This is a genomic window from Actinoplanes sichuanensis (assembly GCF_033097365.1).
Classification (GTDB): Bacteria; Actinomycetota; Actinomycetes; order Mycobacteriales; family Micromonosporaceae; genus Actinoplanes; species Actinoplanes sichuanensis.
Genome location: NZ_AP028461.1, coordinates 10,618,029 through 10,643,004 on the forward strand (window position 1 = coordinate 10,618,029; position 24,976 = coordinate 10,643,004).

Annotated in this window: 13 protein-coding genes; 10 read left to right on the forward strand and 3 right to left on the reverse strand. The window is 70.3% G+C overall.

Going from position 1 to position 24,976, the window contains the following annotated elements:
- The first annotated feature begins 87 nt into the window (after nucleotides 1–87).
- The gene (locus Q0Z83_RS48925) at nucleotides 88–2,559 is read left to right on the forward strand and encodes a putative bifunctional diguanylate cyclase/phosphodiesterase (RefSeq protein ID WP_317790427.1); all 2,472 of its coding nucleotides are present in this window, start codon (nucleotides 88–90) and stop codon (nucleotides 2,557–2,559) included.
- Here Q0Z83_RS48925 and Q0Z83_RS48930 read toward each other — a convergent pair.
- Nucleotides 2,556–3,569, reverse strand: coding sequence for a LacI family DNA-binding transcriptional regulator (locus Q0Z83_RS48930; RefSeq protein WP_093618989.1), 1,014 nt, complete (start codon nucleotides 3,567–3,569; stop codon nucleotides 2,556–2,558). The genes Q0Z83_RS48925 and Q0Z83_RS48930 overlap by 4 nt on opposite strands.
- Nucleotides 3,570–3,852: 283 nt before the next feature.
- On the opposite strand from Q0Z83_RS48930, the gene Q0Z83_RS48935 reads away from it, so the two are divergent.
- From Q0Z83_RS48935 to Q0Z83_RS48950, 4 genes are all read left to right on the forward strand, one after another.
- The gene (locus Q0Z83_RS48935) at nucleotides 3,853–5,136 is read left to right on the forward strand and encodes an ABC transporter substrate-binding protein (protein ID WP_317790428.1); all 1,284 of its coding nucleotides are present in this window, start codon (nucleotides 3,853–3,855) and stop codon (nucleotides 5,134–5,136) included.
- Nucleotides 5,137–5,201: 65 nt separating this feature from the next.
- Nucleotides 5,202–6,182 (forward strand): carbohydrate ABC transporter permease, encoded by a 981-nt coding sequence (locus Q0Z83_RS48940; RefSeq protein ID WP_317790429.1) that lies wholly within the window; start codon nucleotides 5,202–5,204, stop codon nucleotides 6,180–6,182.
- A gap of 11 nt (nucleotides 6,183–6,193) precedes the next feature.
- The gene (locus Q0Z83_RS48945; protein WP_378078782.1) at nucleotides 6,194–7,033 is read left to right on the forward strand and encodes a carbohydrate ABC transporter permease; all 840 of its coding nucleotides are present in this window, start codon (nucleotides 6,194–6,196) and stop codon (nucleotides 7,031–7,033) included.
- 256 nt (nucleotides 7,034–7,289) lie between these two features.
- Entirely contained in the window at nucleotides 7,290–9,413 is a 2,124-nt protein-coding gene (locus Q0Z83_RS48950; RefSeq protein WP_317790431.1) for a PKD domain-containing protein, read from the forward strand.
- An 85-nt stretch (nucleotides 9,414–9,498) separates the two neighbouring features.
- Here the strand turns inward: Q0Z83_RS48950 and Q0Z83_RS48955 are convergent, their stop codons facing one another.
- On the reverse strand, nucleotides 9,499–11,214 hold the full coding sequence (locus Q0Z83_RS48955; RefSeq protein WP_317790432.1) for an AfsR/SARP family transcriptional regulator: 1,716 nt from the start codon (nucleotides 11,212–11,214) through the stop codon (nucleotides 9,499–9,501).
- Nucleotides 11,215–11,347: 133 nt separating this feature from the next.
- Here Q0Z83_RS48955 and Q0Z83_RS48960 point away from each other — a divergent pair, with 133 nt between their 5' ends.
- From Q0Z83_RS48960 to Q0Z83_RS48975, 4 genes are all read left to right on the forward strand, one after another.
- Nucleotides 11,348–13,018 carry a multicopper oxidase family protein gene (locus Q0Z83_RS48960; RefSeq protein ID WP_317790433.1) on the forward strand — a complete coding sequence of 557 codons (1,671 nt, stop codon included), beginning with the start codon at nucleotides 11,348–11,350 and terminating at the stop codon, nucleotides 13,016–13,018.
- Nucleotides 13,018–13,755, forward strand: a complete 738-nt coding sequence (locus Q0Z83_RS48965; protein ID WP_317790434.1) for a hypothetical protein — start codon at nucleotides 13,018–13,020, stop codon at nucleotides 13,753–13,755. The genes Q0Z83_RS48960 and Q0Z83_RS48965 overlap by 1 nt, the downstream gene beginning before the upstream one ends.
- Nucleotides 13,756–13,900: 145 nt before the next feature.
- The gene (locus tag Q0Z83_RS48970; protein WP_317790435.1) at nucleotides 13,901–19,348 is read left to right on the forward strand and encodes a peroxidase family protein; all 5,448 of its coding nucleotides are present in this window, start codon (nucleotides 13,901–13,903) and stop codon (nucleotides 19,346–19,348) included.
- A 118-nt stretch (nucleotides 19,349–19,466) separates the two neighbouring features.
- Entirely contained in the window at nucleotides 19,467–20,474 is a 1,008-nt protein-coding gene (locus tag Q0Z83_RS48975; RefSeq protein ID WP_317790436.1) for a hypothetical protein, read from the forward strand.
- A 151-nt stretch (nucleotides 20,475–20,625) separates the two neighbouring features.
- Here Q0Z83_RS48975 and ilvD read toward each other — a convergent pair whose 3' ends face one another.
- A complete protein-coding gene (ilvD, locus tag Q0Z83_RS48980; protein WP_317790437.1) occupies nucleotides 20,626–22,473 on the reverse strand; it encodes a dihydroxy-acid dehydratase in 1,848 nt (615 codons plus the stop codon).
- Nucleotides 22,474–22,593: 120 nt separating this feature from the next.
- Between ilvD and Q0Z83_RS48985 the strand changes: the two genes are divergently transcribed.
- Nucleotides 22,594–24,933 carry a putative bifunctional diguanylate cyclase/phosphodiesterase gene (locus tag Q0Z83_RS48985; RefSeq protein WP_317797335.1) on the forward strand — a complete coding sequence of 780 codons (2,340 nt, stop codon included), beginning with the start codon at nucleotides 22,594–22,596 and terminating at the stop codon, nucleotides 24,931–24,933.
- Nucleotides 24,934–24,976: the final 43 nt, after the last annotated feature.

A 24,976-nucleotide genomic window follows, 5' to 3' on the forward strand; every position in this document is an offset into this window, starting at 1 on the left:
TTCGTGGGACGGCGACACGCCGTGCCGTAACCCGATCCGGGGACCGTCGTTGACCCGGTGCAGTTCCCTGAAGCAGAGGACTCGTCGATGATCGCCGTGCTGCTCGCGGGGGCGATCGGCGCCGCCGGTCTGTGTGCGGGCGCCGTCCTCATCCGCGCCGCCCTGGCGCTGCACCGTGCCGAGAAGGCTTTCGCCTCGTGCCGGGGCGCCGGCCTGGTCGGCATGGGCGCCCTCGTCACCGGGCTCACCGGGCTGGTCCCCTGGTGGGCACCGGCGCATCCGTCCGCCTGGATCACCGTCGGCCTGACCGCCGCCGCGGCCTGTTTCGTGGCGGGCACGTCGCTGCTGCCGGGTGCGGCGAGCAACTGGGTGGTCCGGCTCCGACGGGCGTACGACGGGGTGGGTCTCGGTGTCAGTCTGGGTTTCGCGGTCTACCTGATCCCGGCCGCGTCGAGCCGCCCGGCCGCGGTGCCGGCGCTGCTGGTCGCGGCCGGTGGCATCGCGATCGTCACGGTGATCGTGCTGCGCGCCCGGCCCCGCCCGCGGGCGGCCGCCTGGTGCGGCGCGGGCACCTCGCTGGTGATGTTCTGCCTGGGTGTGCTGGCGTTCGAGGCGACCGGCCCGGCGGCGCTGGCGGCCGGTGTGGGCGTGGTGGCCGGGCTGAGCGCGTCGGCGTGGGGCGGTTCGCGCCGCGACCTGCCGTTGCCGCCGTTGGAACCACGCAACCCGGATCAGTACCTGGCCAGTTATCCGCTGTTGGCGGTGCCGGCCGCGGTGGGTGTGGTGGCCGCGATCTGGCATCTGCTGGCCGTCGAGGAGTTCGGCACCGAGGCGATCGTTTTCGGTCTCGTGATGGTCAGTGTGCTGGTTTTCCGAGAGTTGCTGGTGGTTCGCGACATCCGCCGGTACGCCGGTCGGCTCCGGGTCACCGAGGCGCACTTCCGTTCGCTGGTGGCCGGGGCCACCGACCTGACCCTGGTGCTCGACGAGCGGCTGACCGTCCGCTGGCAGTCACCGGCGGCGGCGCGACTGTTCGGGCTGCGTGACCAGGAGGTGATCGGTCGGGAGTTCCGCGAGCTGATCCACCCCGACGACGTGGCGGACGCTCTCGCGGTGATCGGGTCGGTGCTCGCCGGTGAGCCCGAGGGCGGACCGCCGGTGCTGGTCAGCGCCCGGTTGCGGGACGGTGCCGAGATGTGGCGGGACACCGAGTCGACCATCTCCGATCTGCGCCGGGTCCCGGAGGTGGCGGCGCTCGTCGTACACGTACGCGATGTGGGGGAACGCCGTCATCTGGAACGGACCCTGCACCGCCTCTCCTACCTGGACCAGCTGACCGGCCTGGCGAACCGGCAGGCGCTGATGCGGGACCTGCTCGCCCTGCGTCGGCAGCCGGGCCGGCGCGGCACCCTGCTGGTGATCGATCTGCACGGCTTGGCCGAGATCAACGACGCCCGGGGCCGCGAGGTGGGTGACGCGGTGCTGATCGAGGTGGCTCGACGGCTGCGCGCGCTGATCGGCGGCGACGACGTGGCGGCCCGGCTCGGCGGCGACGAGTTCGCCGTGCTCACCCCCGACTCGTCGGTGCCCGCCTACGCCCTGGCCAGCCGGATCGTCACGAAGCTGGCCGAGCCGTATCCGCTGCCCGGTGCGACCGTCGATCTGCACACCAGCGTGGGCCTGGCCGAACTGGCCGGCGGCGCCGACTCGGACGAGGTGCTGCGGCACGCCGACCTGGCCCGGCAGCGCGCCTGTCAGCTGGGCCGGGACCGGGTGGAGTGGTACGACCCGGACGTCGAGATCCAGCTGCACCGCCGGATGGAGCTGGAGCAGCAACTGCTCGGCGCGGCCGCCCGCGGTGAGCTGGACCTGGTCTTCCAACCGGTGTCCGGGCTGGCCGACGGTCGCCCGGCCGGGGTGGAGGCGCTGCTGCGCTGGCGGCATCCGGAGCTGGGCCCGATCCCGCCGAAGGAGTTGCTGCCGATCGCGGCGGCGCTGGGAATGACCGCCGAGCTGGACGAGTGGGTGCTGGAGGAGGCCTGTCGGCGGCTGGCCGGCTGGTCGGTGGGCGACGAGTTCTGGCTGTCGGTGAACGTCGGCCCGCGGGAGTTGCTGACCGCCCGGTTCCCGGATCGGGTCGGCTCGACCCTGCGCCGGCACGGCCTGGCCCCGGAACGCCTGATCGTCGAGGTGGCCGAGACGTGGATCGACGAGGATGTGCCGGCCATCGTGGCCGCCCTGGCCGGGCTGCGCAAGCTCGGGGTGAAGGCGGCGCTCGACGACTTCGGCTCGGGTCAGACGTCACTGTCGCACCTGCGGCGGTTGCCGGTGGACATGCTGAAGTTGAGCCCGGCGCTGATGTCCGACCGATCAGTGGTCGACGTGGTGGTCAGTCTCGGTCGGCGGCTCGGCCTGGACATCGTCGCCAAGGGTCTGGAGTCGGACGAGGACATCACCCGCGCCAAGGAGGCCGGTTGCCGGTACGGCCAGGGTTTCGCACTGGGTCATCCGGGCCCGGCCGAGCGGGTCGAGGCATATCTGGACAGCCACCGCGGCTAGCGGGGTGGTGCGGTGCTCCCGCGCGGGGTGAGGTGGACCCGGCCGGCCTCGACGTTGCCCACGGTGCGGCCGTCGATCGCGTTCAGCAGCTCCAGGGCGGCCTGCGCCCCATACGCCGAGATGTCCCGGCTGAGGGCGGTGAGCGGGGGGTGCACGAGACTGCACAGCGGCGAGTCGTCCCAGGCCACGATGGACAGGTCGCCCGGGACGGAGAGCCCCATCTCCTGGGCGACGGCCAGGCCGGCGACCGCCATCACGTCGTTGTCGTAGATGATCGCGGTGGGCCGGTCGCCGCCGATCAGCAGCCGTCGGGTGGCCCGGCTGCCCTCCTCGCCGGTGTAGTCGGCCGGGATGGTGATCGCGTTGTCCAGCCCGAGGGCGGCGCAGACGTTCTCGAAGGCCTTCGTCCGGTTCTGTGTGTGCAGCAGGTCGGCGACGCCGCTGACCCGGGCGATCTTGTGATGGCCGAGGGCGACCAGATAGCGCACCGCCTCGGTGATGGCGCCCGCGTCGTCGGACCAGATCTGCGCGATCGGGCCGGTGTCGCCGGGGCCGCCGATCACCACCGCCGGTAGCTGGAGTTGCTGGAGGACCGGGATGCGGATGTCGTCCTCGCGGATGTCGGTGACGATCACGCCGTCGATCCGGCGCTCGCCCCACCAGCGGCGGTAGACCTCGACCTCCTGCTCGGGGGTGGCCACCACCTGGAGGGTCAGCGCGTACGACCGGGCGCCCAGCTCGGCCTCGAAACCGCTGATCAGGCCCATGAACCAGGGTTCTATGCCGAGGATCCGGGCGGGGCGGCACAGGGTGAGGCCGACGGCGCGGGCGCGAGCGCCGGAGAGGGCCCGGGCCGCGCTGTTGGCGTTGAACCCGATCTCCTCGGCGATCGACAGGATGCGCTTGCGGGTCGCCTCGGAGACACCTGGCTGGCCGTTGAGGGCGTACGACACGGCGCCCTTGGACACGCCGGCCCGCCGTGCGATGTCGGCGATCGTGGGCCGCTTCACTCAATCTCCTCTGTCCCCACTGCTGCCGAGCTTATCGGGCGCGGGGCAGTGGCCGCCGGGCTCCCTCGACGTTGGACCCTCGCTGAACGCTCGCTTGATCGGTTAAGTGTTACGGCACACGGCTCGTGATGTAAACCGTCGATTTCTGCCCGTCCGAAAAATCCGGCTTGATACGTACTGGGAGCGCGCCCGTAACCGGGTATTGACACCGCTGAAAGGCGGGCTTACGGTTCCCCCAACTTACCCGGTTCAGTGATGCGGATCTCCTTGCGGAGGAAATGACATGGAACAGTTCGGACGACGCGCCCTGCGCGTGGGCGCAGCCGGCCTCGTGGCCGCGCTGGCGATAACCGGTTGTAGCGGCAAGGACCTGGAGGGAGGCAACAGCGACAGCGGCAGCTCCCAGATCACCCTGAAGGTCAACTTCTGGGGCGACATGGGCCTGGACCAGCTGAAGGCGAAGTACGAGGCGGCCCACCCCAACGTCAAGATCTCGCTGAACACCGGCGAGTACCAGGCGCAGCACCAGGATCTTCAGAAGAAGCTCGTCGCGGGCTCCGGCGCCCCGGACATCTCGGCCGTCGACGAGGGCTTCATCGTTCAGTTCCGGGAGCAGGCCGACCAGTTCGTCAACCTGACCGACAAGGGTGCCGGCTCGCTGGAGTCGAAGTACCTGCCGTGGAAGTGGCAGGCCTCGAAGTCCGCCGCCGGACAGCAGATCGGTCTCGGCACCGACGTCGGCGGTCTCGCCATGTGCTACCGCACCGACCTGTTCAAGGCGGCCGGCCTGCCGACCGAGCGCGACGCGGTTTCCGCGCTCTGGAAGGACTGGGACTCCTTCCTCCAGGTCGGCAAGGACTACACCACGAAGACCGGCAAGAAGTTCATCGACTCCGCCACCAACCTGTTCAACCCGATCCTCTCGCAGCAGCCGGTCGGCTTCTACAACGAGCAGGAGCAGCTCCAGATGGAGGGCGGCCCGAAGGTCGGCTTCGACATCGCGATGAAGGCGCTCGACGCCGGCATCTCGGCGAACCTCGCCAGCTTCCAGCCGAACTGGGACCAGGGCTTCAAGAAGGACCAGTTCGCCGTCCTGGCCTGCCCGGCCTGGATGCTCGGACACATTCAGAAGACCGCGCCCGACCAGGCCGGCAAGTGGGACATCGCCGCGATCCCGGGCGGCGGCGGCAACTGGGGCGGCTCCTGGTGGACCATCCCCAAGCAGGGCAAGAACGTCGACGAGGCCTACAAGTTCGTCGAGTGGCTGATCCAGCCCGAGCAGCAGATCGAGGTCTTCAAGACGGTCGGCAACCTGCCGTCGCAGCCGGCGCTCTACAAGGACCCGGCCGTCCTCGACTACAAGAAGGAGTTCTTCACCAACGCCCCGACCGGCCAGATCTTCGCCTCCACCGCGGAGAACCTGAAGCCGCAGTACCTGGGCAAGAAGAACGGTCCGACCCGGCTCGCCGTGGAGAACGTGATCAACCGCGTCGGCCAGGGCACTCTCAAGTCCGCTGACGCCTGGGCCGAGGCGGTCAAGGAAGCCGAGAAGGCCGCGAACTCCTGACCCATCCCGAAAAGAACGGCGGGGCGGCCACAGCCGTCCCGCCGTCCGGCCCTGAGGAGTTATCCGTGGCCCTCACCGACGTACGCGTCGCACACAAAGAGGAGCCGAAGCACGCGCCGCCGAAGCGGCCGAAGTTCTGGCTCCACCGTTTCGACACCAAGACCTTCCCGTACCTGATGATCGCGCCGTTCTTCGTGTTGTTCGCGATCTTCGGGTTGTTCCCGCTCATCTTCAACGCGGTGGTGTCGCTGCGGCACTGGCACCTCATCGACAAGGAGAAGAACGGCTGGGTGGGGCTGGACAACTTCACCAAGCTGGCCGGCGACACCGACTTCTGGGACGCCCTGGTCAACACGTTCGGCATCTTCATCCTCTCGACCGTGCCGCAGCTGCTGCTCGCTCTCATGATCGCGAACCTGCTGAACCGCAAACTGCGTGGCGCGACCTTCTGGCGGATCGGGATCCTGCTGCCGTACGTCACGCCGGTGGCCGCGTCGTCGCTGGTCTTCGCGGTGTTCTTCAGCCGCGACAACGGTCTGGCCAACTGGTTCCTGTCCCTGGTCGGCTTCGGTCAGGAGCAGCCCCTCGACTGGCGTGCGGGGACCTGGAGCAGCTGGATCGCCATCGCCGTCATGGTCAACTGGAAGTGGATCGGCTACAACGCGCTGCTCTACCTGTCCGCGATGCAGGCGATCCCGAAGGACGTCTACGAGGCGGCGGCGGTCGACGGCGCGGGCCCGTGGCGCCAGCTGTGGCAGATCACCGTGCCGATGATCCAGCCGGTGGTCCTGTTCACCGTCGTCCTCTCCACCATCGGCGGTCTTCAGCTCTTCACCGAGCCGATGCTCTTCGACGAGAACCCGGCACAGGCCAACGGTGGTTACGACCACCAGTGGCGGACCATCTCGCAGCTCATCTACCGGGTCGGCTGGAGTGACCTCAACCTCGGCTACGCCGCGGCGATGAGCTGGGCGCTGTTCTTGATCATCCTGATTGTGGCCGGTATCAACGCCCTGGTCACCCGGCGCCTCGGAGGCGGAAAGTGAGCAGCCGCCTGTTGAGCCGGGCGCCCCAGGACACCCCCGGCACCTGGAAGTCGTACTTCGGGCTGGCCGCGATCCTGCTGGTCTCGGCCTTCCCGGTGTACTGGATGTTCGTCATCGCGACCAGCAGCGACGAGGCCGTGATGTCGTCGCCGCCGGCGCTGATCCCCGGCGATCAGCTCATGGTGAACCTGCGTGAGGTCTTCACCATGCAGGACGTCTTCTTCACCGCCTCGCTGATCAACAGCTTGATCGTGGCCGTCGCGGTGACCGCGTCGACGCTGTTCTTCTGCTCGCTGGCCGGCTTCGCCTTCGCCAAGCTGCGGTTCAGGGGCAACAACGTGCTGATGTTCATCGTCATCCTGACCCTGACGGTGCCGAACCAGCTCGGCGTGGTCGCGCTCTTCATCGTGATGAACGAGCTCGGCTGGAACGGCACCCTGCTCGCGGTCATCGCCCCCGGCCTGGTCACCGCGTTCGGCGTCTTCTACATGCGCCAGTTCATCGGGCACGCGATTCCGGACGAGTTGGTCGAGGCGGCCCGTATCGACGGCGCCCTCACGCTGCGCATCTACTGGACCGTCGTCGTCCCGGCGATCCGACCCGCCCTCGCCGTCCTGGGCCTGCTCACCTTCGTGGCGACCTGGAACGACTTCCAGTGGCCGCTGATCACCCTGAACGGCACCGACTTCCCCACGTCGATGGTCGCCCTGTCCGACCTGGCCAGCGGCAACTACGTGGTCTACCGCCGCGTTCTGGCCGGCGCCTTCGTCGCCACGGTCCCCCTGGTGATCCTGCTGCTGGTCGGCGGGCGCCAGCTGGTCCGCGGCATCATGGAGGGCGCACTCAAGTAACAGAGCGTATTTACAGCGAGGCCCGCTCACCACTCACGGTGAGCGGGCCTCACCGTTTCTTCAACCCCGCACGGTGGTACGGCCACGCAGTCCTCGGAAACAATGCGCCCCGTTCCCCGCCTCCGGCGGCTACCGGCGTGGAACTCACACTACTTTTTCAGCGAAAGCTAAGCCCATGCGCAGGTGAACTCAGGCGGACCAAGGGTCGTCCAGGCAGGGTGCGCGTCGAGCCGTCCGGAGAACCCTGAGGAGTTCGATGAAGAAGAAACTGCGCCGTTTCGCGGTCACCGCGGGGGTGACCGTGGCGGTGATCGCGCCCCTCGCCGGGACCGCGGCCGCTGTCGTGGTCACCACCGCCACCCGGCAGGGCAGCCTCACCCAGGCCGGCCCGCTGGCGGAGCACGGCTTCCCGGCCTGGTACCGGGACAGCAACGGGCTGCGGCTGGAGGCCTGCACGACGCTGGACGACCCGCTCTGCTCGACCCTGCCGGACGAGGTACCGAACCCGGACGCCCCGGTCTCGTACCCGGACAACTTCCCTGGTGAGTTCTTCTACCAGCTGGCCGGGGCCGAGATGACCCTGTCCAACGGTGTCGACTTCGGCATCGGGCTGGACCTGGAGGGCGCCTGGGCGGCCGAGGAGGTGCGCGACGGCGACCAGATGGTGTTCGGCCGGGTCCGGATCCGGTTCGACGCGGTCGAGGGCACCCGCTACCGGATCACCCACCCGTACGGCGTGGACGATCTGACCGCCACCGATCGCGGCGTCAACATGACCGAGGACATCGGGACCACGCCGGGTGCGTTCGGTCAGGCGATCGGCAGCCGGATCGGTCCCTTCCTGAAGTGGGACCCGACCGTCGCCCCGGCCGCGCCGGCCGGCTACACCGGTGACCCGGGTGTGGACCACCGGGTCGTCGGCAGCCCGTACGCCACCAACTTCGTCCGGGTCGAGCAGCTCGACCCGGCCAGTGGCGCGGTGATCGCCGACCTCGGGTTCACCGACCTGTTCAGCGTGCAGGGCCGGTACGCCACCAACTCCGGCGTCGACATCGACCAGGCCACCTACACGGTCGGTTCGGACGGCACCGGCGTCATCGAGGTGTACGCCAGCAGCGAGCCCGGCCAGTCGATCGAGGTGACCGGGAACTCGCAGCTCGGCTTCCGCACCACCAAGCTGCGCGGCAGCAACGGCCACTACTACGGCCGCTTCCCGGTGACCGGCTCGGTGCCGGCCACCGGCGCGACGATCGAGGTGGTCAACTCGGGTGACCGCCCGGTCGCGAAGAAGTCCCGCAAACTGGTCGACGTCGTCCGGGTCACCGACGCGAGGTACGACGCCGACGCCGGCACCCTGACCGTCGCCGCCACCTCCAGCGACACCGACTCCACCCCGCCGCAGCTGTCGGTCACCGGGTACGGCCCGATCGCCGGCCCGTTCACCGGGGTCGTCGCGCCGCCCGCCACGGTCACCGTCACCTCGTCGAGCGGTGGGTCGACCACCGTCCCGCTGACCGGTTCCGGCCGAGCCTTCACCCCCGACCTGCCGGTCGCCGGCGCGGTCGCCACCACCGGCGCGGTCGCCGGCCAGAAGGTCACCCTCGACGGCAGCGGCTCGACCGGCGCGATCGACACGTACTCCTGGGTACAGACCGGTGGACCGGCGGTCATCCTGACCGGCGCGACCACCCCGATCGCCTCGTTCGTCCCGGTCCAGGCCGGCACCTACACGTTCCGCCTGGCCGTGTCCGGCCCGGGTGGCGCGGCCACCCCGCTCACCGTCCCGGTGACGGTCACCGGCACCGCACCGGCGGCGGCCGTCGCCGGCCCCGACCAGACGGTCGTCCGCGGTCGCACGGTCAACCTGGACGGCTCCGCGTCGACAGGTGTGGAGACCTTCGCGTGGACCCAGGTGTCCGGGCCGACCGTGTCCCTGACCGGGGCGAACAGCTCCAAGCCCACGTTCGTCTACCCGAACCAGGCGATGCCGGCCGCCCCCGGCCCGAACGCCGCCTTCGTCTACGACAACGAGCCGGTGGTGCTGGAACTGACCACCCGCAACCCGTCCGGTTCGAGCAGCTCGCGGGTGACGATCCGGCCGCAGGCGGAGACCTTCACCGGACTGACCGTCCGGTACCGCACCGGCAACAACGAATGGCGCATCTCCGGCACCAGCAACCTGCTCGCCGGACAGCGGGTCACCGCGGTTCTGGGCAACGCGCTGACCGGCCGGGTCATCGGCACCCCGGTGACCGTCGACGCGGCGGGCGCGTTCAGCATCCGGGTGACCGGCCCCACCCCGGGCACCATCCGCACGATCAGTCTGGTCAGCTCGACCGGTGGGCAGGTGCTCGCGTTCCCGGTGAACGTGACGAACTGACCGCCTCAGCTCGACCTCGGCGCACGTAGCCGTACAACAGGAAAGATGCGGCGGGCTCCTCGACCGGAGCCCGCCGCATCGTTTTCTAATTGTCGGCGGCCAGGCGGCGGCGCAGATAGCGGGCGGAGGCCGCGGAGACCTGGCCGGAGACCGCCTCGCTGATCAGCGAGCTGCGGTGCCGGACCCGGCCGTCCTCGTTCTCGGTGAGCAGGTGGGCGTGCACCAGGTGGTCGACGCAGGTCAGCAACTCCGGCATCGGGTAACCGGTGAGCGTGGACAGCTCGCCGACACTGAGCGGGCCGAGAACCGCGCACAACCGCAGGATCTCCCACGACGGATCGGGCATCCAGCGGGTGCGTTGGCGGGCGATCTGCATGGCCACGGCATGCGACACCTCGGTGGGCCGCACCGCCGCACCGACCAGTGCCGGGATGCCGCCGGTGCGTTCCGCCAACTCCTTGTCGCCGAGGACGCCCAGGTCGTCCTCGCTGAGCGGTTCCAGACGCAGCACCACCGGTGAGCCGAGCCCGGAGAGCGGGCGCTCGGCGATCTCCGACGGGTAGCAGTAGGTGAGCACGATCCGCAGCGCCGGGCAGTGCCGCCCCAGCCAGGACAGCTCGGCGACACTCGCCGCGTCCAGGTCGGCGGCGTCGTCGATGGCCACGAAGATCGGCTCCGGTCCGTCCAGCGCGGTGCCGATGCGCTCCAGATCGGGTCGCAGCAGCGGCTGCTCCGGCCCGGCCTCGTCGACGACCGCGAGCACCTCGCCGGACGCACCCAGGTCGGTCAGGACGGCCCGCAGCCAGGCGTGCCGCAGCACCCCGACCGAGGACGCGCCGTGCCCGACACCGACCCGGCGCGGCGCGTGCCGTTCCAGCTCGGCCAGGAACGCGGACTTGCCGGAACCGGACGGGCCGACGATGTGCACCACGGGCGGCGGATCCGGCTCCAGCAGCAGCCGCAGCTCGGTGATCCGGCCCAGGAACCGTTCCCGGATCGGTTCCGGCAGCACACCCGGCTGTGCCGACGGCGGCACCGGCAGCTCGACCGGAGCGGTACGGGTGGCCAGCACCTCACGCTGCAACCGGACCAGGTCGGCCGACGGTGCCACGCCGAGTTCCTCGTCGAGGAGTTGCCGGCAGCGTTCGAAGATCCGCAGCGCGTCGTCCTGCCGGTCCATCGCGATCGCCGCGGTCATCGCCGCCCGATAGCCGGACTCCAGGAACGGGTTGAGCTCGATCGCCTCCTGGGCCAGCCGCAGCGACCGGGCCGGGTCGTCACCGAGAGTCGCCGCGGCGTGTTGGAGCAGCGCGTTCACGGCCGCGATCTGCACCTCGGTGCGGACCGGTTCGGCCCATTCGGCGTACGGGTCCTCCGGGAACGGCAACTGCCGGGCCAGGGCCAGGATGTCGGCGTGCACGGCCAGGCGTTCGGGGGAACCCGGGGTGGGCGCGTCCAGCCGTCGGATCAGCGTGCGCAGGTCGGCCAGATCGAGACCGGCCCGGGCGGTGTCGAAGAGGTACCCGCCGCTGCGGGTGACGATGAACCAGTTCGCCGAGTTGCCGTCCGGCTGGAGCCGTCGCCTGATCACCGAGACGTAGTGCTCCAGCGCGGCCACATGGTTGCCGGGCAGGTCGTCGCCCCAGACCGAGTCGGCGAGCGCGTCCTTCGACTGGATCCGGTCGTGTCGCGCGGCCAGGACCGCGAGCACCTGACGGGCGCGGCGGGGCAGTTCACCGGCGGGCAGCGCCTCGCCGGAGTCGCCGGTGACGGTCAGCTGCCCGAGCACGCTGACGCGCATGTGGCCTCCTCGTGGGTTCTTCCGAGGACGTTTCGGCGCTCGGCGGCACCGGGTTGAGGCTTTCCACAGGATTACCAAAGGGCCTGCTCCTAGCTTCGCTGCCGACTGATGACGAGAAGCGCGAGGGAGTTCGATGACACGGGGAAGTCTGAGCCGGCGTGACCTGCTCAAAGGTGCGATCGCTCTCGGTGGTGGCGGCCTGGTCATCGCGGCCGGCGGTGGCGCGGTGATCGCGCAGTCGAGCAGCCTGGCCTCGAAGAACACACCGACGCCGTTCACCAACATGTTCCGCCGCCCGCCGGTGCTGATGCCGTACGAGGAGGGCACCGACGACCAGGGCCCGTTCCAGAAGTACCGGCTCACCCAGAAGTTCGGGCAGGCGAGCCTGGTGCCCGGACTGACCACCACGATCGCCGGCTACAACGGGATCTTCCCCGGCCCGACCATCCGGGTCCCCCGGGGCACCCGTTCCGAGGTGCGGATCAAGAACTCGCTGACCGTCAACAAGATCAACGGGCAGCCGTTCAGCACGGTCACCCACCTGCACGGTTCGGCGTCGCTGCCGCAGTACGACGGATACGCCAACGACCACACCCACCCCGGTCAGTGCAAGACGTACAAGTACCCGAACTGGCAGCCGGCCCGGACCCTCTGGTACCACGACCACAACCACCGGACCACCGCGGCGAACGCCTACTCCGGTCTGGCCGCCCAGTACCACCTGACCGACGCGTACGAGGCCGCCCAGCTGCCCCAGGGCCAGTACGACGTACCGATCGTGGTCAGCGACATCGCGTTCAAGGCGGACGGTTCGGTGGCCTTCGACGACGAGGACCACGCCGGTTTCATGGGCGACGTGATCATGGTGAACGGCGTGCCGTGGCCGAAGATGCGGGTCAAGCCGCGTGTCTACCGCTTCCGGTTCCTGGTGTCGTCGATCTCCCGTTCGTACCGGTTCCGACTCAGCACCGGCGACCCGTTCCACGTCGTCGGCACCGACGGCGGCATGGTGCCGAAGGTGGCCGCGGTCGAGTCGTTCCGGCAGGGCGCGGCCGAGCGGTACGAGGTGCTGATCGACTTCCGGAAGTACAAGGTCGGACAGAAGATCGAGCTGCGCAACCTCAGCAACAAGAACAACGAGGACTTCAAGAACACCGACAAGGTGATGCAGTTCGAGGTGGTCGCCGACTCGGGGGCGCCGGACACGTACGTGATCCCGACGACCCTGGACGCCGGCCCGGTGCCGTGGGCCGACCGGGGCGCGCTCGACGTGATGAAGCTGAAGCCGGAGATGGCGGTGGCCCGCCGGACCGTGCGCGTCGAGCGCAAGCACGGCCTCTGGACCGTCAACGGGGAGACCTGGGACGACGTCGAGAAGAGCGACTTCAAGCGGGTGCTCGGCAACCCGAAGCCGTACGACGTGGAGATCTGGGACCTGGTCAACGAGTCGGGTGGCTGGTTCCATCCGGTGCACATCCACCTGATCGACGGGCAGTTGCTCTCCCGCAACAACACGTCCGGCAACAAGCCGTTCGCCTGGGAGAACGGTCCGAAGGACGTCTTCTACCTGGGCGAGAACGAGACCGCGTCGGTGCTCATGCAGTTCACCACCGGCGACGGCAACGACGGCGGCCGGTACATGCTGCACTGCCACAACCTGGTGCACGAGGACAGCGACATGATGATCCAGTTCGCGGTCGGCGACATGATGAACAACGACCCGATCCACGCCGACCCGGCCTACCCCGACGACTCGGCCGAGATGCCCGTGGCGTACGCGCCGAGCTACCCGCTGGGCAGCTGATGAGGCGGGTTCTCGCCGGACTGCTGGTGGCCGCCGCGGGGGTCGCGTGGTACGCGTACCCCGCGGCCGAGCCGCCCACCCCGGTCGCCCACGTCGTCGCCGGCGACAAGGGTGACGAACTGGCCGGCACGTCCTTCGACGGCCCGATGGTGCGCCGGCGGGCCGCCATCGCGATCCACCCGGCGCCCGGCGCGGACCGGGCCGCCATCGCGAAGGAGCTGCGGGCGCTGGCCACCGAGGCGAAACTCGGCTCGCTGACCGACGCCTCGTTCGCGGTCTTCTCCGCGGACATGCTGGAGTACCTGGTCCCGGAGATGACGTTCGTGCTCGACGAGGACGTCCGGGTCTACGACGCCGAGGCGCTGATGCGTGACCACCAGCCCGCCAGTGTCGCGTTCTACCTGGTCCAGCCGGTGCTCGTGCACGACCTGACGTTCTGTGTGGTTCCGGCCGACGGGGTCACGCCGGCGCAGGTGTCGCAGCGGCAGGACGACGAGGGTGTGCTGAGCGACTCGCTGAACCGCTATGTCACCGATGTGCAGCCGGACGGGGTGACGGTCCGCTACTTCGGGGCGGTGCTGGGCGACCCGCAGATCGCCGCGGTACGGGATTCGATGGCGCGGGCCGCCGGGGTGCCCCCGGACCGGGTCCACGTGACGGCGAACCTGCCCGGACCGGGTGTGGACCTGTCGCACGGCGTACCCGACATCACGGATGAACCGCACGGCGGACATTGATCGAACCGATGGAAAGGCCTCCTCGCTGAGAGGGGGCCTTTTCTGTTTTCAGGATCTCTTCAGGTGGACCACTGCTCGCCACCCCAACATATGCCGAAATAGCCCACCTAAACGGGCACTCGCGCTCTCCGGATGAGGTCCCCCCTTGCGTAGAGTCTGGTCCGCCGCCGCGCTCGGTGCGCTGCTCACCACCACTGTCATGGTCGTTCCCGCCCAGGCCGCCCCGATCGGCCAGGGTTTCACGATCACCCAGGCCGATCTGTCGTACATCCTCAAGCAGATCAAGATCGCTGAGGCGCACGTCGCCGGCACCACCAGCGAGACCGGTCCGTGCGGAGCCCTGCTGGACCAGCTCGGCAGCCCCATGCTCTCGATGGGCCTGCGCACGGTCGACGGGACCTGCAACCACCTCACGCCGGGACAGGAGAGGTACGGCGCGGCCGACCAGGAGTTCCCGCGTCTCGCGCCGGCCCAGTACAGCGGCGTCTACCAGGGCACCCGCCCGGTCGACGCGGCGCCGCGGCAGATCAGCAACATCATCGCCGACCAGACCGCGGCCAACCCGGCGGCGGTCGCGGTCTCCGGCGGCAACACCGACGGCGTCACGCTGTTCATCCCCAACGTCACCACCGACTTCGGGCTGTCCGCGCCGTACAACTCGTGGTTCACGCTCTTCGGGCAGTTCTTCGACCACGGCATCGACCAGACGGTCAAGGGCAACGACATCGTGATGGTGCCGCTGCGCGCCGACGACCCGCTGGTCGCCGGACCGGACCGGACCGCCGGGACCGCCGACGACCCCAAGCCGGGTGACGCGAAGTTCGTACCGCCGGCCATGCGGTTCATGATGCTCACCCGGGCCGCGAACCCGTCGAAGAACACCGACACCCCGTACGTGGACAACTCGCAGACCTACACGTCGCACGCCGCCCACCAGGTGTTCCTGCGCGAATACGGCACCGGCGCGAAGGCCACCGGCAACCTGCTCGGCGGTGCCGCCGGTGGTCTGCCCACCTGGGCCGACGTCAAGCGGCAGGCCCGTGACGTGCTCGGTCTCGCGCTGAGCGACCTGGACGCTCTGAACGTGCCGATGGTGCTCGCCGACGCGTACGGCAACCTCGTCCCCGGCCCGGCCCGCGGCCTCCCGCAGTACGTCACCGCGACCGGCCTGGTCGAGGGCGACCTCGCGAACCCGGTGGCGGTGCCCGCGGACGTGGTGCACTTCGACACCCCGTTCCTCACCGACATCGCGCACAACGCCACCCCGTCGAAGACGCTCGCCCCGGACTCCGACACGGTCGCCTCGGCGGACTTCGCGTCTCAGCCGGCCGGCACCTACGACGACGAGATGCTCGCCGCCCACTACATCGCCGGTGACGGCCGGGCCAACGAGAACATCGGCCTCACCGCGGTGCACCAGATCTTCCACTCCGAGCACAACCGCCTGGTCGGCGACATCACCCGGATCATCGACGGGAACCCGGAGTGGACCGGCGAGCGGATCTTCCAGGCCGCCAAGTTCATCAACGAGATGGAGTACCAGCATCTCGTCTTCGAGGAGTTCGCCCGCAAGATCCAGCCGGCGATCAACCCCTTCCAGCCGGCCGCGTTCACCCAGACCGAGCTCGACCCGGCCGTCTACGCCGAGTTCGCGCACGCCGTCTACCGGTTCGGCCACTCGATGCTGACCGAGACCATCCAGCGGCCCACCGCCGGGAACCTCTCCCTGCTCGACGGCTTCCTCAACCCGCCCGCGTTCACCAATGGCGGCACCCTGTCCCCGGAGGCCGCGGCCGGCGAGATCGTCATGGGCATGACCGAGCAGGTCGGCAACGACCTCGACGAGTTCATGACCGACACGCTGCGCAGCAACCTGCTCGGCCTGCCGATGGACCTGGGCGCGATCAACATCGCCCGCGGCCGGTCCGAGGGCATCCCGACACTGAACAACCTGCGCCGGGTGCTGCACTCGACGACGAACGACGGGCGGCTGCGGCCGTACGTCAGCTGGATCGACTTCGGTGAGCACCTCAAGCACCCCGAGTCACTCGTCAACTTCGTGGCCGCGTACGGCCGGCACCCGTCGATTCTGGGTGCGACGACGGTGGACGCGAAGCGGGCCGCCGCGCGGAACCTGCTGGAGACCCCGGCCGGCGCCGACTTCCTGAACGCCACCGGCACCTGGACTACGGCGAACTCCGGGCTCGACGACATCGACCTGTGGATCGGCGGGCTCGCCGAGACCACCGAGCCGTTCGGCGGGCTGCTCGGCAGCACCTTCGACTACGTCTTCGAGACCCAGCTGACCGCCCTGCAGAACGGCGACCGGCTGTACTACCTGGCCCGTACCCCCGGCATGAACCTGCGCGGCCAACTCGAGGGCAACACGTTCGCCGAGCTGATCAGCCGCAACACCACCGCCGGTGGCCTGCGTGCCGACGTCTTCGCCACCGCCGACTGCAAGTTCGACATGGCCGCGCTCGACGGCACCACGAACGGGTACAGCCGGCAGGGCAACCTGGTCGACGACGACCCGGCCAGTGAGTGCAACGAACGCGCTCTGCTGATGCGCCTCCCGGACGGCACCATCGCGTACCGGGCCCGTAACAGCGTCGACAAGGCGGGCATGAACGCCCAGTCGGTCTTCAACGGCACCGAGAACTCCGACCGGATCCTGGCCGGCAACGACAACGACACCATCTGGGGTGCCGAGGGCGACGACGTGCTCGAAGGTGGCGCCGGTGACGACGTCACGGTCGGCGGCGAGGACGACGACATCCTCACCGACTCCGGCGGCGCCGACTTCTCCATGGGCGGTCCCGGCAACGACGCGATCGACGCCGGCCCCGGCGCCGACATCATCCTCGGCGGCGATGGACGCGACTTCACCAACGGCGGCGCCAACGCCAACGAGACGTTCGGCGGCGAGGGCGACGACATGATCATCGCCGGGGACGGCGAGGACAGCGCGTTCGGTGACTCGGGCCACGACTGGATGGAGGGCGGCGACTCACCCGACCTGCTCTCCGGCGACAGCGGCAACCTGTTCTTCCGGGACGACTCCAACAAGCCCGGCCACGACGTGCTGATCGGCCAGGGCGGCGACGACGACTACGACATGGAGGGCGGCGACGACATCGGGGTCCAGGGCCCCGGCATCGAGAAGAACGCCGGCGGCTCCGGCTGGGACTGGTCCATCGCGGGTACCGACACCATCGACTCCGACCTCGACCTGCCGCTTCTCGGCCTCGACGGCCTCGACACCGGCGTCCGCGACCGCTACGACGAGGTCGAGTCGCTCTCCGGCGGCCCCGGCGACGACGTCCTGCGCGGCGACGACTCGGTGCCCGCCACCGACGGCGCGATCGGCTGCGACGCCCTCGACGCCACCGGCATCGCCCGGATCCGCGGCCTCGACCAGGTGGTCACCGAATTGCCGATGCCCGCGACCGGTGTCGTCAACCGCACCGGCCGTCCCTGTGACCTCATCGGCAACGTCTGGGGCGAGGGCAACATCCTGCTCGGCGGCGCCGGCGACGACCTGATCCAGGGCCGTCTCGGCGACGACATCATCGACGGCGACCGCCATCTGACGGCCCGGCTCGCGGTCCGGGGCACCTCGATCACCGCGTCCTCACTGGCCGAGCTCCGCGCCGACGTCTTCGCCGGCAAGATCAACCCCAACGACATCACGGTGGTACGGGAGATCGCGTCCTCGCCCACGCCGGGTCGGGACACCGCGGTCTTCGCCGGAGCCCGGGCCGAGTACTCGATCACCCCGATCTCCGGTGGCGTGCTCGTCTCCGGCCCCGACGGCAACGACCTCGTCCGCAACGTCGAGCTGCTGCACTTCGACGACGAGATCGTGGACATCGCCGGCATGTCGGCCTTCCTGGGCGTCAGCGCGTTCGCCGGCGACGGTCGGGCCACCGTCCTGATAACGGTTCCGGACGCCACCGGCGGCGAGCCGATCACCGGCCTCACGCTGGAGCGCACCGGCACCGGCGGAACCGTGTCGACCAGCCTCGACCCGAGCACCCGCAGCCTGGTCGTCACCGGACTGACCAACGGCGAGGGCTACACGTTCCGGGTCCGCGCCGACACCGCGGCCGGCCCGGGCGTCTTCACCGCGCCGTTCGGCCCGGTCACTCCGGTCGCGGCCGTCCCCGGTGACGACGACCCGGCCGAGCCCGGCGAGAACGAGGAGGAGCCCGCTCCGAACCCGGTCCCGACGACCACGCCGCCGGTCGTCACGCCGACCACCACCCCGCCGGTCGTCACGCCCACCACCACGCCGCCGGTCGTCACCCCGACCACCGCGCCGCCGACCACCACGCCGCCGGTCGTCACGCCGCCTCGGCCGGTCACCCCCGTCGCCCCGGACGCTCCGGCCATCGGGGCGGCCACCGGCGGGGACGAGAGTGCCCTGGTCCGCTGGGTCACTCCGCTCTACGACGGTGGAACCCCGATCTACGGGTACGAGGTTCAGGCGCTGGACGCGGAGACCGGCATCGTGATCGGTGTCGACGTGGCCGACGCGGGAGCCACCGAGATGACCATGACCGGGTTGACCAACGGCATGGGCTACGCCTTCTGGGTCCGGGCCGTGAACGCGGCGGGTGCCAGCGCCTACTCCGGCATCTCCAACACGGTCGTCCCGGCCGCCTCGGTCGACCCCGGTACCACGGACCCCGGTACCACCGACCCTGGCACCACCGACCCCGGCACGACCGACCCCGGTACCGGCAATCCCGGTACTGGTAACCCGGGTACCGGTAACCCCGGTACCACCACCGGACCGGTCACTCCGACGCCCACGGTCACCACCACCGTCACGCCGACTCCCACCCCGACCCGCACGGCCACTCCCGGCCCGACCGTGTCGCCGACCCGCACCACCTCGCCCGGCCCGACGTCGCCCAGCCCCACCGGCAGTGTCACGCCGACCCCGAGTGGACCCGGCTCCACTCCGGACACCCGGACCGTGCCCGGCGCCGCCCGGATCGGCCGGCCGGCTCCCGCCGAGGGCGCCGCGGTGGTCAGGTGGACGGCCCCGATCGACAACGGCGGAAGCCCGATCCGGCGCTACGAGATCCAGGTGTCGAAGGGTGACGGCCGCCAGTCCGGCGCGCTGCGCACGGCCCCGGCCGCGGCCGGTGTGCAGACGGTGACCGATCTGGTCAACGGCACGGCCTACCGGTTCCGGGTCCGGGCGGTCAACGCGCTCGGCGCCGGCCCGTGGTCCGACTCCAGCACCCTGGTGACGCCGCGGACCGTACCCGGAAAGGCCCGTGACCTGACCGCCAAGCCCGGCGGTAGGGGCGGCAAGCTGACCACCACCATCCGCTGGACCGCCCCCGCCGCCACCGGCGGTTCGAAGATCACCGGCTACCGGATCACCTGGCAGCGCCTGAACGCCAAGGGCAACGCCCAGGGCGCGGCGGTGGTGACCACCGTCCCGGCCGGGGCCGGGTCGGCGAGCCTCACCGCGCCGGCCGAGATCCCGACGAACACCCGGTACCGGGCGACCGTCCAGGCCGTGAACGCGGCCGGGGCGGGCCCCGGAGCGGCGGTGTCCACCACCGTCCGCTGACCCCGGAGAACGCAGGCGCCGCCGTCCGCATCGGACGGCGGCGTCCGCGTTTCCGGCCGTTGTCGGCGGTGCCTACGCTAGGCGCGCGGACACCGGGCTGACGAAGGGCTGTGCGGCGATGGCGAACCCCCGGAAGCGTTCCCGTATCCACCCGTACAGTCCGCCCGTCGAGCCGCGAAATCCGCTGCCGGCCCCACGCCGCGCCGCCGACGACGATCCGGCCGCGCCGGTCGATGTCGACGCGACCGTCGAGCGGCCGGAGCCGAAGATCACCTCGCGGGAGCTGCTCGCGGTCGGATCCGCCCTGCTCCTGCTGCTGTTCCTGATCAAGATCTACGGGGTGGGGCGGTATTCGCTGACCACCACGACGGCCCTGCTCGCGGCGACACCGATCCAGGTGGCGCTGGGCACGGTCACCATCTACGCGTACTACATCCTGCCCGCCATCGCGCTGGGGACCCTGTGGTTCGCGGTCCGGTTCCGGGCCAGGATCCAGCCGGCTCTCTGGCCCCTGATCCTGATCGTCGCCGGTGTGACCGCTCTGGCCTCGCCGTTCCGGTACCTTCTGCAGGGCCTGGCCGTGGTGCTCGTCGCTCTCGTCGTCGAGCTGGCCATGCGCCATCTGCGCCGGCGGTGGGCCGGTTCCACCGACGAGCGTCTGACCCGCCGGCATCGGGCCATGGCCGGCTGGCGGGGCCTGTCGGTCGTCTATGTCGGTGCCGCCGCGCTGGCCTTCCAGTTCATGCACAGTCTCGACGCGCCATGGGTGTCCGCGCAGGCGTTCCTGCTCAACACCCCGGTGGTGCCCGCCACCCAGAACCTGTCGGACGGCGTCAACCAGCTCCAGGTGGTGCCGCAGAGCCGGTTCGTGGGTTATCCGATCGCCGAGACCGACGAGTGGGTGACGGTCCTGCACGCCGACACCCGCTACGTCATGCGCATCCCGCAGTCGGCGGTGGACACCAGACTGACCTGCCACAACGAGGACGACCAGCTGTCCGGCGACCGTCCGCTGCTGGAGGCGCTGAAGGGCAACACCTACAGCTCGCCGAACATCGACTGCCGTGAGGTGCTGCGCTACCTGGCCCAGAAGATTCCGGGACAGCCGTTCCCCGAGTGGAAGTGAGCCGGTTCAGGCGGCCGGGGAGACGTCGGCGTCGGTGACGTCGCCCCATGGACGGGCGCGATCCGCGCGGCGGTCGGCATCGTGTTCGGCGGTGCGGCCGGGGTGATTCCGGAGGCCGGCCGGAATCACCCGACCCGCCTCCGGAAGCAGGTCACTCCGGGACGCGCCGGTAAGCGCCGTCGCTGGCCGCGGTGGCCATCGACGCGTAGGCGCGCAGCGCCGCCGAAACCGGACGCTGCCGGTCGACCGGCGTATACGGCTTCGGCCGCCGTTCCTGCTCGTGCCGGCGCTGGGCCAGCACGTCGTCGTGGACGTTGAGCGTGATCGACCGGCCCGGGATGTCGATGGTGATCTCGTCACCGGTCTCCACCAGGGCGATCAGCCCACCTCCGGCCGCCTCGGGGGAGACATGTCCGATCGACAGCCCGGAGGTGCCGCCGGAGAAGCGCCCGTCGGTGATCAGCGCGCAGGCCTTGCCCAGACCCCGGCCCTTGAGGAAGGACGTGGGGTAGAGCATCTCCTGCATGCCCGGCCCGCCGCGCGGGCCCTCATACCGGATGATCACCACGTCTCCCTCGACGACCTCCTTGCCGAGGATGCCGGTCACCGCGTCGTCCTGCGACTCGTAGACGCGGGCCGGCCCGGTGAACTTCCAGATCGACTCGTCGACCCCGGCGGTCTTGACGACGCAGCCGTCCGGGGCGAGGTTGCCGAAGAGGATCGCCAGGCCACCATCGACGGTGTACGCGTGCTCGACCGACCGGATGCAGCCCTCGACCGCGTCGGTGTCGAGTTTCGCCCACCGGTTCTCGGTGCTGAACGGCTCGGTGGTGCGGACGCCACCGGGGGCGGCGTGGAACAGCTCAAGAGCCTCAGGTGCCGGTGCGGAACCGCGGATGTCCCACTTGTCGAGCCAGGAGGTCAGGTCGGGGGAGTGCACCGCGCGGACGTTCGTCTTGAGGACACCGCCCCGGTTCAGCTCACCGAGCAGCGCCGGAATGCCACCGGCCCGGTGCACGTCCTCCATGTGGTACTTCGGGCTGTTCGGCGCCACCTTCGACAGGCAGGGCACCCGGCGGGAGATCGCGTCGATGTCGGAGACGCTGAAGTCGAGCTCGGCCTCCCGGGCCGCGGCCAGCAGGTGCAGGATCGTGTTGGTCGAGCCGCCCATCGCCACGTCCAGGGCGACCGCGTTCTCGAAGGCGTCCCGGCTGGCGATGGCCCGCGGCAGCACCGACTCGTCGTTGTTCTCGTAATACTCCTTGGCGATCTCCACGATCAGCCGGCCCGCCTCGGTGAACAGCGCCTTGCGGGACGCGTGCGTGGCGAGCGTCGAGCCGTTGCCGGGCAGCGACAGGCCGATCGCCTCGGTCAGGCAGTTCATCGAGTTGGCGGTGAACATGCCGGAGCACGAGCCGCAGGTCGGGCAGGCGGACCGCTCGATGGTGTCCAGCTGGGCGTCGGTCACCTTGTCGTTGGCGGCGGCGCTCATCGCGTCGACCAGGTCGAGCTTCTCGTGGACGATGCCCTCGATGGCGATCGTCTTGCCGGCCTCCATCGGGCCGCCGGAGACGAACACCGTCGGGATGTCGAGCCGCAGCGCGGCCAGCAGCATGCCCGGGGTGATCTTGTCGCAGTTGGAGATGCAGACCAGCGCGTCCGCGCAGTGGGCGTTCACCATGTACTCGACCGCGTCGGCGATCAGCTCACGGCTGGGCAGGGAGTAGAGCATGCCGCCGTGGCCCATCGCGATGCCGTCGTCGACGGCGATCGTGTTGAACTCGCGGCCGACACCACCGGCCTCGGCGATCGACTCGGCGACGAGGCCGCCGAGATCCTTGAGATGCACATGCCCGGGTACGAACTGGGTGTAACTGTTGGCGATGGCGACGATCGGCTTGCCGAAGTCGTCGTCGGTCATGCCGGTGGCGCGCCACAGGGCGCGGGCACCGGCCATCGTCCGACCGTGGGTCGAGGTCCGGGAGCGCAGCTCAGGCATGCCCCCCATAGTGCCACCGTCCGGGCCGTGGACCGTGCCGGACGTCCACAGCGCGGGACGCCGGGGGTGTCGCAATCCGAGAAGATCCGGCACAGTGTGTCCGTGCACTCACCGTCCGGTATGGAGCTGGCGGGCCTCGCGGGCCTGCTCGCCGCCGTCCCGGCGGTCGCCTACCTGGGCCGGTCCGGCCGCCGGCACACCGGCGCGGCCCGGCGTGCCCATCTTCTCCTGGCGGCCGGCGGTGCGGTGGCGACCGGGGCCGCCCTGGCCGGCCTGGTCACGGCCCTGCTCGGCGGGCAGCACAGCGATCCCGGTCACAGCCGCGCGCTGGCCACCGCGGTCGCGATCGGCATGGGGCTGGGCACGCTGACCCTGCTGGCCGGCACGGTGGCGCTGCCCGGTTCGGCCCGCAGCCCGGCCGCCGCGATCCGGCACGTGCTGGACGGGCTGGTCATCGCGGCCGCGATCTGGTTCGTCGGGTGGGTGCTGGTCAGTGAGCCGACCCGGATCCTGGGTGACGCCACTCCCAACAAGTGCCTGGCCATCCTGCTGCCGGCGGTGCTGCTGGTGCTCGGGCTGGGCCTCACCGCGGTGCTCGCGCTGCACGCCCACCGGCCGCGGCGGCACACCGTCCGGGTGGCGGCCGGGGTCACCGTGGTGGCCGCCGCCGCGAACGTGCTGGCCATCGGCATCTGCCGGGACCACGACGGATACACGCTGGTCAGCGGCCTGCTGCTGACGGCCGGGCTGGCGCATGTGGCGTGGGCGGTGCGGGCCGCCGACCGGCCGGTCGAGGTGTCCGGGGACGTGCTGGAGCGCGGTGCGGCGTACGCGGTCGTCCCGATGGTCGCCATGGTCGGCGCGCTCGGTTACCACCTGGCCCGGGGTGGCGTGATGGACGTGTTCGGTTATCTCGGCGCCACGGTCGAGGGCCTGGCCCTGGTGTCCCGGCAGTACCTGGCGCTCGACGACGTGCGGCGGTACACGCTGCGACTGCGGCAGAGCGAGGCGCACTTCCGGGAGTTGGCCCACACGGACCCGCTGACCGGGCTGGCCAACCGGCGCGGACTGCAGCGGGCGCTGCGCTCGGCCGGGGAGCGGGGCGCCCTGATCGGTATCGACATGGACGGCTTCAAGACCGTCAACGATCTGCGCGGCCACGACGTCGGGGACCGGGTGCTGGCCGAGGTGGGTGCCCGGCTGCGGCGCAACCTGCTGGCCGGGGATGTGGCGGCCCGGCTCGGCGGCGACGAGTTCGCGGTGCTGATGCACGGCGACGCGGACGAGGCGGCGCTCGCCGCCCATCGGCTGCTCGCGGTGCTGGGGGAGCCGTACGAGGTCGACGGGGGTTCGATCTTCCTGTCCGCGAGCCTGGGCGTGGCCGCGACCGGCGAGCTGCTGCACGACGCGGACCTGGCCCTGCGTTACGCCAAACAGCGCGGCAAGAACCGGGTCGAGCGATACCAGCAGGGGTACGACGAACTGCTGCGCCGCCGCGGCACGCTGACCGGTGAACTGCGCCACGCCATCGACCGTGACCAGCTGCATCTGGTGTTCCAGCCGGTGGTGGCGCTGCCGTCGATGCGCCCGGTCGGTGCCGAGGCGCTGCTCCGCTGGACCCATCCGGAGCTGGGCCGGGTCGCCCCGGTCGAGTTCATTCCGGTCGCCGAGGAGTCCGGCCTGATCAACCGGATCGGCGCGTGGGTGCTGGAGCAGTCGGTCAAGCAGCTCGCCGAGTGGCGGGCCAAGGGCCATGACGTCTGGTTGTCGGTGAACCTGTCACCGAAGGAACTGCACAACTCCGACTACGCCGCGCAGGTCGCCGACGTGCTGGCCGAGTACGGTGTACCCCCGCAGCGTCTCGTCCTGGAGGTGACCGAGCACGCCGTCGCCACCGACATGGAGGAGCTGGTCCGGCGGCTCGCCGAGCTGCGCGAGACCGGGGTCCGGATCGCGCTGGACGACTTCGGTGCCGGCTATTCGTCGCTGACCCAGCTGCGGACGCTGCCGGTGGACATCCTGAAGATCGATCACGCGCTGGTGGCCGAGCCCGAGTCCCGGACCGGTACGGCGGCGCCGCTGGTCGACGTGGTGGTCCGGCTCGGGCACCGGCTCGGCCTGGAGGTGCTGGCCGAGGGGATCGGCACCCCGGCGCAGCGGGAGATCGTCGAGGAGGCGGGCTGCCGGCTGGGCCAGGGGTCGCTGTTCGGCTGGGGTGTGCCGGCCGAGCACTTCGAGTCCCGGCTGCTGTCGCTGCGCTCGCCGGCCCCGCGTCCGGCGCCCGCGCCGAGGTCGTCACCGCCGCAGAACGACGCACCGGCGCGTAGTCAGGTGGTGCAGCTCGGACCGGGAATGCGGCAGGTCAGAGCGTTGCTGCCGAGCGATCCGGGATTCGCCGCGGCCACGAGTGATCAAAATGTGGGATCAGTTGACTCAGGCCGTGAGATGGGGCAAGGTTAGGCGCATGTGCTTCGCGTCCCGAGTACTTATCTGAGCGCACTGT